12 protein-coding genes are annotated in these 13,313 nt (G+C 42.9%); 9 read left to right on the top strand and 3 right to left on the bottom strand.

Annotation, left to right across the window (positions count from 1 at the left end; genetic code table 11):
- Positions 1-42 precede the first annotated feature (42 nt).
- Positions 43-675, top strand: coding sequence for a pentapeptide repeat-containing protein (locus KS242_RS15875; protein WP_217322229.1), 633 nt, complete (start codon positions 43-45; stop codon positions 673-675).
- A 27-nt stretch (positions 676-702) separates the two neighbouring features.
- Here KS242_RS15875 and KS242_RS15870 read toward each other — a convergent pair whose 3' ends face one another.
- Positions 703-2,502: an L-lactate permease gene (locus KS242_RS15870; protein WP_217322228.1), complete on the bottom strand. Its 1,800-nt coding sequence runs from the start codon at positions 2,500-2,502 to the stop codon at positions 703-705.
- Positions 2,503-2,653: 151 nt separating this feature from the next.
- Between KS242_RS15870 and KS242_RS15865 the strand changes: the two genes are divergently transcribed.
- The 5 genes from KS242_RS15865 to KS242_RS15845 all read left to right on the top strand — a co-directional run bounded on the left by KS242_RS15865 (position 2,654) and on the right by KS242_RS15845 (position 8,723).
- Positions 2,654-3,364 carry a FadR/GntR family transcriptional regulator gene (locus tag KS242_RS15865; RefSeq protein WP_217322227.1) on the top strand — a complete coding sequence of 237 codons (711 nt, stop codon included), beginning with the start codon at positions 2,654-2,656 and terminating at the stop codon, positions 3,362-3,364.
- Positions 3,365-3,492: 128 nt separating this feature from the next.
- Entirely contained in the window at positions 3,493-4,209 is a 717-nt protein-coding gene (locus KS242_RS15860) for a (Fe-S)-binding protein (RefSeq protein WP_217322226.1), read from the top strand.
- A gap of 16 nt (positions 4,210-4,225) precedes the next feature.
- Positions 4,226-5,656 carry a LutB/LldF family L-lactate oxidation iron-sulfur protein gene (locus KS242_RS15855; RefSeq protein ID WP_217322225.1) on the top strand — a complete coding sequence of 477 codons (1,431 nt, stop codon included), beginning with the start codon at positions 4,226-4,228 and terminating at the stop codon, positions 5,654-5,656.
- Entirely contained in the window at positions 5,653-6,360 is a 708-nt protein-coding gene (locus KS242_RS15850; RefSeq protein WP_217322224.1) for a LutC/YkgG family protein, read from the top strand. Before KS242_RS15855 ends, KS242_RS15850 begins: the two co-directional genes overlap by 4 nt.
- A 176-nt stretch (positions 6,361-6,536) precedes the next feature.
- Positions 6,537-8,723, top strand: a complete 2,187-nt coding sequence (locus KS242_RS15845) for an alpha-galactosidase (protein WP_217322223.1) — start codon at positions 6,537-6,539, stop codon at positions 8,721-8,723.
- Positions 8,724-8,952: 229 nt separating this feature from the next.
- On the opposite strand, the gene KS242_RS15840 is transcribed toward KS242_RS15845, so the two are convergent.
- A complete protein-coding gene (locus KS242_RS15840) occupies positions 8,953-9,762 on the bottom strand; it encodes a DnaA N-terminal domain-containing protein (RefSeq protein ID WP_217322222.1) in 810 nt (269 codons plus the stop codon).
- A gap of 140 nt (positions 9,763-9,902) precedes the next feature.
- Between KS242_RS15840 and KS242_RS15835 the strand changes: the two genes are divergently transcribed.
- Both KS242_RS15835 and brnQ read left to right on the top strand, forming a co-directional pair.
- The gene (locus KS242_RS15835) at positions 9,903-10,514 is read left to right on the top strand and encodes a LysE/ArgO family amino acid transporter (RefSeq protein ID WP_254391738.1); all 612 of its coding nucleotides are present in this window, start codon (positions 9,903-9,905) and stop codon (positions 10,512-10,514) included.
- Positions 10,515-10,951: 437 nt separating this feature from the next.
- On the top strand, positions 10,952-12,268 hold the full coding sequence (gene brnQ, locus KS242_RS15830) for a branched-chain amino acid transport system II carrier protein (RefSeq protein ID WP_217322220.1): 1,317 nt from the start codon (positions 10,952-10,954) through the stop codon (positions 12,266-12,268).
- A gap of 39 nt (positions 12,269-12,307) precedes the next feature.
- On the opposite strand, the gene KS242_RS15825 is transcribed toward brnQ, so the two are convergent.
- On the bottom strand, positions 12,308-12,727 hold the full coding sequence (locus tag KS242_RS15825; protein WP_217322219.1) for a DUF4064 domain-containing protein: 420 nt from the start codon (positions 12,725-12,727) through the stop codon (positions 12,308-12,310).
- A 154-nt stretch (positions 12,728-12,881) separates the two neighbouring features.
- Between KS242_RS15825 and KS242_RS15820 the strand changes: the two genes are divergently transcribed.
- Positions 12,882-13,274, top strand: a complete 393-nt coding sequence (locus KS242_RS15820) for a YfmQ family protein (protein ID WP_217322218.1) — start codon at positions 12,882-12,884, stop codon at positions 13,272-13,274.
- Positions 13,275-13,313: the final 39 nt, after the last annotated feature.

The following is a 13,313-nucleotide window of genomic DNA, read 5'->3' as shown; positions in this document are numbered from 1 at the left end:
ACTATGATAGACTTTAAGCATCACATATAAAGGATACGTGTTATGCAAATCGATAAACCGAAACTATTAAATAACTTACCTGAAAAAAGAATGCATGATATTTTCTTTGAAGAAGAACCTGAATTGGAGAATTGTCAGGTACTGCAAGCTGATTTTGAGAATGAATCGGTCGACCGGCTTCGTTTGTCAAAAGTGATCATCCGCAACAGTCGCTTCAACCATACGGATTTTACAGGAATAGATTTACTGGATGTGCGCTTTGAGAATTGCGATTTTTCGAATGTGAAAATGAGTAAATCTTCCATCCACCGCGTGGAGTTCCACGGCTGTAAGCTGCTTGGTGCAGACTTGACGGAATCTAGCTTAGGGAATGTCTCTTTTACAGATTCACTTGTAAATCTTGTATCATTCGGCCAATCAAAGTTGGAGAAAGTCCTATTTTCCTCCAGTGGTCTGCAAGGTGCAGACTTCTACGGCTGCCGAATGAAAAAACTGGAGTTTGCTGCTTGTGACTTGAATGAAGCAAACTTCGAGCAAACGTCATTAAAAGGAATAGATCTCAGCACAAGCAGTTTTCAGCAGCTTACTGTTTCAATCGAAAATTTAAAAGGCTGTATCGTATCACCAAACCAAGCAATTCAGTTTGCAGCTTTAATAGGACTTGTTATTAAGTGAAAAAGCTTCCCAACTCGGGAAGCTTTTTTAAGCGGCTGTCTTTAAGGCACTCTTTGCAGTGACGAGACGCAGGATATACAGCATGACAATTACTGCATATAGAAGCAGCCAGATATTCAAGATGCCATGGATAAGCGCCATGCCAAGGAATCCGGCGGCAAGCACATAATAGGACATGGGAAGAATGGCTTTCCGGATGAGTGCGCCTTCCTTGCCGACTAATCCAACTGTAGCGGACGCGGCAACGATGTTATGGACACAAATCATATTTCCGGCAGCGCCACCGACAGCTTGCAATGCGACTACCGTTCCAGACTGATGTACATCTAAGCCGATGTTGCCAGCAGCGCCAAATTGGAACAAGGAAAACATCATGTTGCTGAAAGTGTTGCTTCCTGCGATAAAGGCACCCAGTGCACCAACTGTCGGTGCGACAATTGGCCAGAAACTGCCGGTTAAGATGGCAACCGATTCAGCAAGAATGAGCGGCATATTTTGCCCGGCGAGTGCTTCTGTTGCGGCATTGACTTTGTCGGCTGCCAAGGAAGTATTGAGGAAAATCTTAATCATAGGCACCGCGAACAACAATGCTATACCAGCGCTGACAGCTGTTTTAAAGGAATGCTTCCAAGCATTTTTGTATGCTTGCAGCTTCATCCTGTGCAGGAAGAAAGTTAGGACAGAAACAATCACAAATAGAAAACCAGGCAGATAAAGTGGTGTGGAAGTAGTAGTTATCCCGGACCCGAATGTATCGGAGAATACAAGCTTCCAGGATTCAAGCAATTGTTTGAATGGATCAAAGGAACGGGACAGAACAAGTATCCCTGCAACCAATACATAAGGAAGCCAAGCCATCCAGGTAGAGATAGAGCGAGCAGCTTTTTCTTGTGCAGGAGCTTGATTAAGTTTGCCAATCCAGTCGGCTTCCCATTGACTTCTGTCTGGGAAATCAAATGTCTTATCTTTGGGCATAAACCAGCCTTGCCGTGCAGCAGGTACTACAATCAGAAGAGCAATGAGAGCACCTAGCAAGGAAGGGAATTCAGGTCCTAGTAAAATGCCGATTAAGTAATAAGGAATAGTAAAGGCAATCCCGGCAAATAAAGCGAATTTCCAAGCACGAAGTCCTTCCAAGAAAGATTTATTCGGTCCAAAGAAGCGGGTAAGCATAGCCGATACAAACAGAGGAATGATAGACCCGACGATGCCGTGAACAAGAACCACATCAGAAGTGATACGAAGCAAATACTCAAAATAGCCCATGTCCGTTTGCTGCAGACCGGACATCACAGCTTGTTGATCTGTCAGCCCTGTATTGACACCAATTAAAATAGGCGTTCCTACGGCACCGAAGGAAACTGGTGTACTTTGGATGATCAAGGATACGAGAACGGCAGCCATGGCTGGGAACCCGACAGCAACAAGTAACGGCGCGGCAATCGCAGCTGCTGTACCATAACCTGCAGCACCTTCAATAAAGGAGCCGAACAGCCAAGCAATTAGAATAGCTTGAATACGACGGTCTGGAGAGATAGTCATAAAGCCGCGGCGAATTGTGTGGATGGCACCTGATTCCTTTACTGTGTTCAGCAGCAGGACAGCGCCGAATACAATGAAGATAACTTCCAGTGCAGTTACGAGACCATTAAAGGCAGCACCAGCTACAACATTTGTTTTCGTTCCCCAGACGAAAACGGCAATTAGTGCAGTAACAACAAGTGCAATTGGCATTGCTTTACTTGCCGGCCAGTTTAAAATGACTAAGAATAACAATATCGTTACGATTGGTACAATAGCGATTAAAGATAATACAAGTAAGCTCATTGTCCTCTCCACCCCTTTGGTAAGCGTTTACAATTAAATAGTATAAATAAGGTCATCTGATGACCCGCTTATATTATAGAATGGTCTTTTTTAAAAATGCAATGAAATTTTGGAAAATTTCCGTTTATAATGAGGGAGAGGTGAGAACCCAATGAAATACAAACAAATAAAACCAAAAAAGATATATGAACAAGTAGCAGATGAGCTGCTTGTGATGATAAGAAAAGGTAATCTGCAGCCAGGAGAAAAGCTGGATAGTGTGACCCAGCTAGCTGAGAACTTTCAGGTTGGGCGTTCAGCGATTCGTGAGGCGTTAGCTACACTTCGGGCGATGGGCTTGGTGGAAATGAAGCAAGGGGAAGGAACCTATGTGAAGGCGTTCGAGCCGGAAGAAATTGTTTACCCACTGCAGCATGCCTTGCTTATGAGTATGGAAGACCGATCAGAGCTTATGGAAGTTCGTAACATACTGGAGACGGGAATTGCAGCATCAGCAGCACGAAATAGATCAGAGGAAGATTTAGCACAGATGGAGCAAGCTCTCACGGAGATGAGGCAATATGAAGGCGATCCGGAAAATGGCGAGAAAGCTGACCTTGCCTTTCACCTGACGATTGCACACGCAGCCAAAAACAAATTGCTGCTTCGTTTGATGCATCATGTGTCTGATTTAACAGCAGAATCGATGAAAGAGACAAGACAGATCTGTTTATTTGGGACAGAGACTGCGCCAGAGGAATTGAACAAACAGCACGAAGCAATCCTCCAAGCCATCCGCTTGCAGCAGCCGGAACAAGCACGAATGGCTATGATTTCACACCTGGAATACGTAGAAGATGTATTGCGCGCTTATATGGAATAGAGAGAAGCCGCCCGGAAAGGGTTGGCTTTTTTCGTATAGGTAGCACTTGGAAAATGTAAGCGTTTGTAGTATGCTAAAATCAGACAATAGAACAGGTCATCTGATGACCTTATCTGCGGGGTGAAAGCATGAAGGTTACTTTATTTGCGACATGTATTGTGGATATGTTTCAATCCGATGTTGGGATAGCAACCGTTGAGATATTGGAAAGGCTGGGCTGTGAGATTGCGTTTCCGACTGGTCAGGTCTGCTGCGGGCAGCCTGCCTTCAACTCTGGGTATGTTGAAGATGCGAAAAAAGCAATGAAGAAAATGATTGCCACGTTTGAGGATGCGGAAGTAATTGTGACGCCGTCCGGTTCTTGTGCCACGATGTTCAAAGAATATCAGCATGTATTCAAAGATGATCCAGTTTGGCGTCCGCGAGCAGAGCGCCTGGCAGCAAAAACATATGAACTAACGGAGTTTATTGTAGATGTATTAAAAGTGGAGGATGTTGGTGCGAAGTTAGATGGCGTTGCAACGTATCATCCGTCTTGCCATATGACACGGCTGCTCGGTGTGAAAGATGCACCAATGAAGTTGTTGTCTCGTGTAGAGGGCTTAGAAATGCAACCGCTTCCGAACGCACAGAACTGCTGCGGTTTTGGCGGGACGTTTGCTGTGAAGATGGGGAACATTTCAGAACAAATGGTTGATGAGAAAGTAGATTCTGTATCTGAAACAAAAGCGAGCTATCTGATTGGGGCAGACGGCGGTTGTTTGATGAATATTGGGGGAAGAATGCAGCGGCGAGGCAAACCGGTCAAAGTGATGCACATTGCCGAAGTATTGAACAGCAGATAAAGGGGGCGGAACAGCCATGGCGATGAAAATAGGGAATGAGAAGTTTAAAAATAACGTTAATAAACAGATGGAAGACACGTTTATGCGCGGAGCAGTTGCCGGAGCACAAGAGCGGCTTCGCACAAGAAGGCTGGATGCAGCGGAGGAGCTCGGCAACTGGGAGGAATGGCGGTCTCATGGCGAAGAGATACGTCAGCATACATTAGACAATCTCGACTATTATTTACAAGAGCTTTCGGAGAATCTGCAAAAGCGCGGGGGACATGTATTTTTTGCAGATACAGCTGAAGATGCCAATGATTATGTGAAGGGCATCGTAAAAGAAAAGCGTGCCAAAAAAATCTTGAAGGCAAAGTCGATGGTTACTGAAGAAATCGGTTTAAATGATGTGCTGCAGCAGGAAGGCTGTGATGTCATTGAAACAGACCTTGGCGAATACATTCTGCAGCTGGATGATCATGATCCACCTTCCCATATCGTTACACCTGCACTTCATAAAAATAAAGAGCAAATCAAGGATGTATTTACTGAAAAACTGGAATATAAATTGACGTCCAAACCAGAAGAGCTTGCACTGCATGCAAGAGAAAAACTTCGTGAAGAATTTTTGCAAGCGGATATTGGTATTACAGGCTGCAACTTTGCCATTGCTGAGTCCGGCTCTGTTGGCTTGGTAACGAATGAAGGAAATGCCGGGATGGTGTCTGACTTACCAGATACGCAAATCTGTGTAATGGGGATGGAACGGATTGTTCCAACATTTGAGGAATTTGAGGTGCTTGTCGGATTGTTAACGCGGAGTGCTGTCGGCCAGAAGCTAACGAGCTATATTACTGCTTTAACAGGCCCGCGGACAGCGGAAGAAGTCGATGGTCCAGCTGAATTTCACCTTGTTATCGTGGACAATGGCCGCTCCGGTATCTTAGGAACTGAATTTCAGTCAGTCTTGCAATGTATCCGGTGTGCAGCATGTATTAATGTTTGTCCGGTCTACCGGCATATTGGTGGACATTCTTATAACTCTATTTATCCAGGTCCGATTGGAGCAGTGCTTACACCGCTGTTAGGCGGTTATGATGATTTCAAAGAGCTGCCGTACGCGTCAACACTTTGTGGTGCTTGTACCGATGCCTGCCCGGTTAAGATTCCGCTGCATACGCTCCTGCACCAACATCGCCAAGTAATTGTCGAACGGGAAGGACGTGCGCCTATATCAGAAAAGCTAGCGATGAAAGCATTCGGACTAGGAGCTTCTTCTAATCCGCTTTACGCAGCAGGGTCGAAAATGGCCAATTCCGTGATGAAGCCTTTTACAAAGGATGAAACCATATCAAAAGGACCTGGTCCGTTGAAGGCATGGACAGAGATTCGTGACTTCCCTGCACCTAACAAAGAACGTTTCCGTGATTGGTTCAAGCAGCATGACAAGGAGCGTGGTGATGCATGATACAAAATCGGGAAAAGTTTCTAGCGAATGTCGCCAGCCGTCTTAGCCGAACATCAGTACAAACAGAAAGACCAGTTCGTAATTGGAAGTTCCGGCCGCAAGATAAAACACTGACAAATAAAACGCCAGATGAACTTGTCAGCATTCTTCGAGATCAATGCCGACTCATCCATACCGATCTGATAGAAACCACAGCACAAGATCTGCAAAATGTGCTGGAGGAAACAGTCGCTTCTTATGGCGGCGGTCCGCTGGCAATTTGGAAGGATCCACGCTACAAAGAATTTGGTTTGCAAGGACAAATGGAGAAGTGGCGAATGGAAGGAACTGCTGTACACGAATGGGATCCGAATCTTGGTTATGATAATGTTGCCATTGCAGAAAAAGCCAACATTGGCATTACCTTCAGCGATATCACACTCGCTGAATCAGGTACCGTTGTGCTTTTTTCTGGTGAAGGAAAGGGACGGTCGGTCAGCCTGCTTCCGCATAAATACATTGCACTCATACCAAAAAGCACCATTGTTCCGCGTATGACCCAGGCGGCGCAGCAAATCTCCAAACAAGTGCAAGAAGGAAAAGCAATTGCCTCTTGTATTAACTTCATTACGGGTCCAAGCAACTCTGCGGATATTGAGATGAACTTGGTTGTAGGTGTACATGGACCAGTGAAGGCAGCTTATATTGTTATTGAAGATAGATAAGGCGACATGCTCTGCAGAAGGCGATTCATAGAATAGCCTTCTTATTCTTTTTCTTGATTGATAGCGCTTTCTTTGCTAGGCTTAGCTTGTTAGAATAAGATGCTTTATATAAAGAATAATAACAATTATAAACGCCAGACAGATTATAGAATAAAGCCTGAGGGGGTATTCAGTTAATGGGGATTCAATTCGATAAGACACAGCGTATTTTTCACTTGCAAGGAAAAGCAACTAGTTATGTCATACAGCTGGAGCGGGATGGCTATGTAACCCACCAGTATTGGGGGAGAAAGATTCGGCAGTTTCGAAATAGCAATCGCCAGCAGTACATAGATCGTTCCTTTTCCCCGAATCCTTATTATCGTGACCGAACGTTTTCTTTAGATAACCTGCCTCAGGAATATCCACAGTATGGTAACTCAGATTTCCGGAAGCCGGCTTATCATATTCAATTGGATAATGGATCAACTGTAACTGATTTGCGGTACAAATCACATCGTATATATAACGGCAAACCAAAGCTTACAGCACTGCCAGCGACCTATGCGGGTCAAGCAGATGCTGAAACGCTGGAACTTGTGATGCAGGATGAACATTTAAACTTGGAAGTTCTGTTATTGTATACCGTCTTCAGCAACTATGATGTGGTAACAAGATCCGTTCAGTTTCGTAACAAAGGCAAACAAAAGCTAAAACTGCTGCAGGCCGCCAGTGTTAGTGTTGATTTTCGCCGATCTGACTTTGATATGCTGACATTTCCTGGTGCGTGGGGGAAAGAGCGACATATGGAGAAACGGCCTTTGCAGTCAGGTATACAATCTGCTGAAAGTACACGTGGAGCGAGCAGCCACCAGCAGCATCCATTTATCGGGTTAATGGAAAAGCACACAACAGAGGATCACGGGGAAGTATTCGGCTTTCACTTGGTTTACAGCGGAAACTTTCTAGCACAGGCGGAAGTTGATCAATTTGCAACCACGCGTGTCACACTCGGAATTAATCCATTTGATTTCTCCTGGCTGCTAGAACCTGAAGAAACCTTTCAAACGCCTGAAGCTGTCCTCGTCTATTCCTCGGATGGTCTTGGCAGTATGTCTGATACGCTGCATCACTTTTATCAACAGCACCTTGTAAGAGGGGAACACAAAGATAAGGAACGGCCAATTCTTATCAATAACTGGGAAGCAACGTATTTTGATTTTAATGCCGATAAAATAGAGCAAATCGCGAAAGCAGGCAGTGAGCTAGGATTGGAATTGTTCGTACTGGATGACGGCTGGTTCCAGAACCGAAACTCTGATTCTACTTCTCTAGGAGACTGGTTTGTTGATAAAAAGAAGCTGCCGAATGGGTTGGAAGACATAGCGAAACGGGTGAATGATTTTGGAATGCAATTTGGTCTTTGGCTTGAACCAGAGATGGTATCAGTAGACAGTGAGCTGTACCGCGAGCATCCGGATTGGTGTTTGCATATTCCGGATCGCTACCGAACAGAAAGTCGTGATCAGCTTGTCCTTGATTTTTCCCGGGCGGATGTTCGAAAGGAGATCATCAAGCGCGTATCTGATATTCTTGGCAGCGCACCGATTAGTTACGTAAAGTGGGATATGAACCGTCATTTATCAGAAGTAGGATCGGCAGCTCTTCCTGCTGAACGGCAGCGAGAAACAGCACATCGACACATACTTGGTGTTTATGAAGTGATGGAGACGCTCACCTCTCGTTTTCCGCATATCTTATTTGAAAGCTGTTCCGGTGGGGGCGGACGTTATGATCCGGGCATTTTGTATTATATGCCGCAAACGTGGACGAGTGATAATACTGATGCAGTATCCCGGCTTAAAATTCAATATGCCACCAGCCTGCTATATCCAGTTGCATCAATGGCATCCCACGTATCCGATGTGCCAAATCACCAAGTACACCGTTTTACTTCGTTAACGATGCGCGGCGATGTAGCGATGGCTGGCAATCTCGGTTACGAATTGGATCTTACCAAACTTAGTGAAGAAGAGAAGCAAGTAGTCAGCCAGCAAATAGCATTTTATAAGGAAATTCGGAGTCTTGTACAATTTGGAAACTTTTATCGCTTGAAAAGTCCCTTTGACGGAAATGAGACAGCTTGGATGTTTGTCACGGAAGATAAAACGGAGGCCTATGTCTGTTATTACCGAGTGCTTGCAGAACCGGCCGCCCCGCTTGCTGTGCTGCGAATGAAAGGGCTTGATCTATTAAAGGATTATGCTGTGCAGGGAACGGATGAAGTGTATAGCGGAGAAGAACTGGAATATAGCGGAATTAGAGTGCCAGCAACACTTCAAGGGGACTTTGTAAGTTATACATGGTATTTAAAAGCAGAATAAGTTGCCTTTGAAGGCGGCATTTTTGAAGAACTAGATAAAATCTGCTGCGGTTATCGTATACGCTAACTATTCAGACAGTGCATAAACAAAGGTACGAGCATATCATTCTAGCTGTAAATATATCAGTCACATTATTGGAAACACAATTGCTGTTGTGGAGGAATATCTCTTGAAAGGACTGATATAAGTAGCTTTATTATAAGGAAAGGCTGCGACTAAGCAGCCTTTTTTATGTTTGGGAAAATGTATCTTTTTCGTCTTTGGTACGAAACCAGATTATATATCCGGGAGCGCAGGAGGCAATTAATTTTGCATGTGTTGACTCCAGCCAGTATTTTGCGAATTCATTGCTGGTTATAACAAATAGATGATTATCCTTTTCAAGGAATCTAGTACTCTCAAACCAGGTTGAATATACTGGCTGAGATAATTGATCTTTCAGTGCTTGTTTCAATTTCTTTTCTTGCTGCAGCTGCATAGGAGTAAAATCTTCCTGTAGTGGAAGTGAGAGGCTGGTACCAGATGATATGTCTGATTCTGTGCTGACGTCTAATAGAGCTCTCTCATGTAAAAGCTGCAGAGAGATTGGTAATTCTTCAAGCAGATGTTCCGGAAGCAAAGGCGTATGGTCATTAGCTCGAAATACAGGAACGATTGGCAAACTTGGATCGGATGAGGCAAATCGCTCATACATTCGGACGAATCCATACATCTCTAAAAACCGCAATTGCTGATGTAAATGCTCAATTTTTATTCGTGTTTTCTCAGCCAACAGTTGCAGATTAACAGGCTGTGGTTTCTGCTTGTCTGACTTTAGTGCCTTAGATATATGAAACAAAAGAAAGAGAGCTTCGCTGCCAAGAGCAGCACCCCAAAAATCACTAATATAATCGGTTCTATCTGTGCATTGTACGGTAGGAATGGAAGAAAAGGGTTGATCTAACAGCATTTCTTCATAATCCAATTCTCTGATATGTCCGGGATCTGTATGGCGGTGGGAGTAGTTGTGAATGAAGTAACGGTAGCTTTCTCTAGACATAAATTATCCTCCATAAATTAAAGTGGGTTACTAGGTTAGCAAAGAAAAACATGGAAAAGTAGGCTTGAAAATCATCCGTTATTTGCTATAACACATAATTCTTTATGGTCAAGAGAATCCGTTCTCTTATCAAGTCATTCATGTCTAATTCACACGGCGTGCTTCTGGCATTCGGACTCATCTTACCTCTTGGGGGTCAAAATGTATTTTTATTCAACCGAGGGATTATTCAAAAGCGATGGATTTCTACATTACCTGCCGTAATTACAGCGGGTATGGCAGATACAGTGATGATCTCCATAGCAGTCAGTGGAATTTCTGTACTTGTATGGAGTATACCGTGGATTCAAGTTGTATTGTACGGAGTAGGGTCATGTTTTCTTCTTTATATCGGATATAGCGTATGGAAGGCAGCTCCGAACAATACTCGAACTGGAGAAGAACGCTTTCCACCTCGTAAGCAGATCGCTTTTGCTGCATCAGTCTCCTTATTAAATCCACATGCTATTTTAGATATTATTGGTGTTATTGGAACGAGTTCATTGGCATACACCGGGACAGAAAAATGGACGTTTACGATTGCTTGTATCCTTGTGTCGTGGTTATGGTTCATTGGATTAGCTGCCGCGGGGAGACTGGTCGGACGATTGGATACCCAGGGTAAGATGATTGTAGTACTCAATCGAGTATCAGCGGTACTGATATGGATAATGGCTATTTTGATACTTGTCAGGTTCATAAAAGCATTATAGAAAATATACAAAACAATAGTGCTTTGACTTTATAGTAAGTTCGAACAATTCTGATATAAAATTCACAATTGTTCGGAATTTTCGATTGAATTGTTCATTTTGAACGTAAGCATTTACTGTGATTTTCATCCAATCTATTCAATCGAAATGAAATAACTCAACGTCCTATAGATTAGAATAACAGGAAATAGACCATACTGTTTCCAAAAAAAGAATATGCAGGTTCAACGAAGAAACGCTTATCAGCTGGCCGAGCCTCATTATGCATAAATATAAAATTGAGGATTTTTTGCATAGAATTCCTTTTAAAAAAACTCCTTGAATGTTACCTTATTCAGTATTATACTAGCTTCTATTGTGTCAGAAAATCTGACAAAAGTCAGACTATTTTTACGTTATTTATCAGACTTTTCGAATAGTTAGTTGGAGGTTTTTGTGTGTCACAGAAGGTACCAGGTAAATTTACAATCATGCTTGGCTTGATGCTTTTTGCTTTATTCTTTGGAGCAGGGAATTTAATTTTTCCACCAATGCTAGGGCAGCAAGCTGGTGAAAATATATGGGTAGCAAATGCAGGGTTTCTTGTAACGGGTGTTGGACTGCCTTTAATTGGTATAATTGCTTTTGTTTTCTCTGGTGAGAAAGATCTTATGTCCTTATCCAGCAGAGTACATCCGGTTTTCGGAATTGTTTATACGGTTATTTTGTATCTTGCTATCGGTCCGTTTTTCGCAATTCCGCGTGCGGGGAATGTATCTTATGAGATTGGCTTGAAGCAGCCATTTTTGTCTGCAGATACTGGGCCGTTTCCATTAATTGTTTTCTCAATTATCTTCTTTTTGATAACGTGTTTATTGTCCTTAAACCCGACGAAGATTATTGATATAATTGGTAAATTCTTAACACCAATCAAGCTGACGTTTATTGGCTTGCTTGTGCTAGTTGCAATCATATATCCAATCGGGAAAATCAAGGCACCGACAAGTGAGTATGCGAGCAATGCTTTCTTTAATGGATTCCAAGAAGGTTATTTAACACTTGATGCGCTTGTAGCATGTGTTTTCGGGATTATTATCGTTAATGCACTTAAAGGTAAAGGCATAACAAAAAAAGCAACGGTAATGAAGGTTTGCTTACTAGCAACTGGCCTGGCAGCAGTTGTTCTTGGTGTAATTTATACAGCACTTGCTTTTATGGGGGCTTCCAGTGTCAATGAGCTTGGTTATCTGGATAATGGGGCCGAAATTCTGGCTGATGTTTCTAACCATTACTTTGGCTCTTGGGGACAAATCTTCCTTGGGCTAATGATTACAGTAGCCTGTCTCACAACGAGTGTTGGTTTAATTACATCATGTTCAACTTTCTTTCATGAGTTAATGCCACGTATTTCTTATAAGACTTTCGCAGTTATCCTGTCTATCTTTAGTGCGATTGTTTCGATGGTTGGGCTTACACAACTGATTTCCATTTCTGTTCCAGTATTGATGGCAATCTACCCGATTACGATCAGCCTTGTGTTCCTAACATTCCTTCATTCGCTATTTAAAGGGAGAAGAGGCGTATACATCGGCAGTCTTGTGCTGACATTTTGTGTGAGTTTCTTTGACGGATTAAATGAGGCTGGTCTGCAAGTTACAGCAGTAAATAATCTTTTCATGAAGATATTGCCTTTTTATGATGTGGGTCTTGGATGGCTTGTGCCTTCTATCTTAGGAGGTTTGCTTGGACTACTAGTGTCTCGGATTAGAAAATAAGATGAAGAGAAATCTCCTCCTGTTCGGGAGGAGATTTTCTTATGCTGGCCGGGTTCTAAGCTTCCCGCCGGCAATAAACAATAAGATAGGGACAATAATGGTTAGTAAAGATAGAATTGCTGCGCTAAATAAAGTAAAGCGAGCTGCGGCCGGTTTCTTAGAGATTAACAAGAAACCAACCAATACAATGAAACAAATAATGGCGATATAAACTGTAGGGATGACGAAGAAAAATTGCAGTACACCCAGTGTTTCCGCTGCCATGTCGCTGAGTGAAATCGACGGCGCTTCGCCTGTGTCCAGCTGTCGCTGATATTTCGGATCATTTTCTAAAAATGTCGTCACGGCTTGTTTCATAGAATCGTTCTGCGGCAGTGTGATGGTGAATACGAGACTCCCGATAAAAGTTAGAAGCAATAATGTGAGTGCAATACTTGTTAAGGTTTTAGAAGTTTTCAAGATTGTTTACCTCCTTTTTCCAGTATAAGCGCAGCTGCTGGCTGTTGGAATAGAACCAAAGACGTATCTGTCAATTACTTGTCAAAATTGTATCAGTGAAAGTGGCAGGAAATATGGTATTATAAGCAGGATTAAATGGAATTGAGGCGAGCATATGTCTTGGGTTTTTATTGTTGTATTGATTGTTGCCAGTCTGATTAAGATTTTGGCTGCTTCTGCACCGAGTGCTGTTGTTGAAAGAATAGGCAAACGATTTCAGCTTCACCCATCCTTATCATATGATGTCTCCGTTAAAAAAGGTGAAGAAGTCTTACTGGATGAGGAGAAACAGCGTCTAGTAGATGCTTTTAACGAGTCTAATTTTCTCGAAAAGTATTACTATCCGCCAGCTCCTGAAGGAATTCCATTTGAGATTGAAGCGATCAATGCGTATTATTATCTATACCCTTATGCAGACAGAGTAGATGTCTTTAAATATAGAAAGAAAAAAGTTTATGCGTATAGTTTACGTTCTGAATTCATGCAAAGACAGGTGCACACCGATTAAAGTTTCCTTTATAATGGATAGAAACAGGAAACGGATGTG

It is taken from the genome of Terribacillus sp. DMT04, assembly GCF_019056395.1.
In the GTDB taxonomy this organism is placed as follows: Bacteria; Bacillota; Bacilli; order Bacillales; family Amphibacillaceae; genus Terribacillus; species Terribacillus aidingensis_A.
Note: the sequence above shows the minus strand (reverse complement) of the source record. Positions and strands in the feature narration are given on the sequence as shown.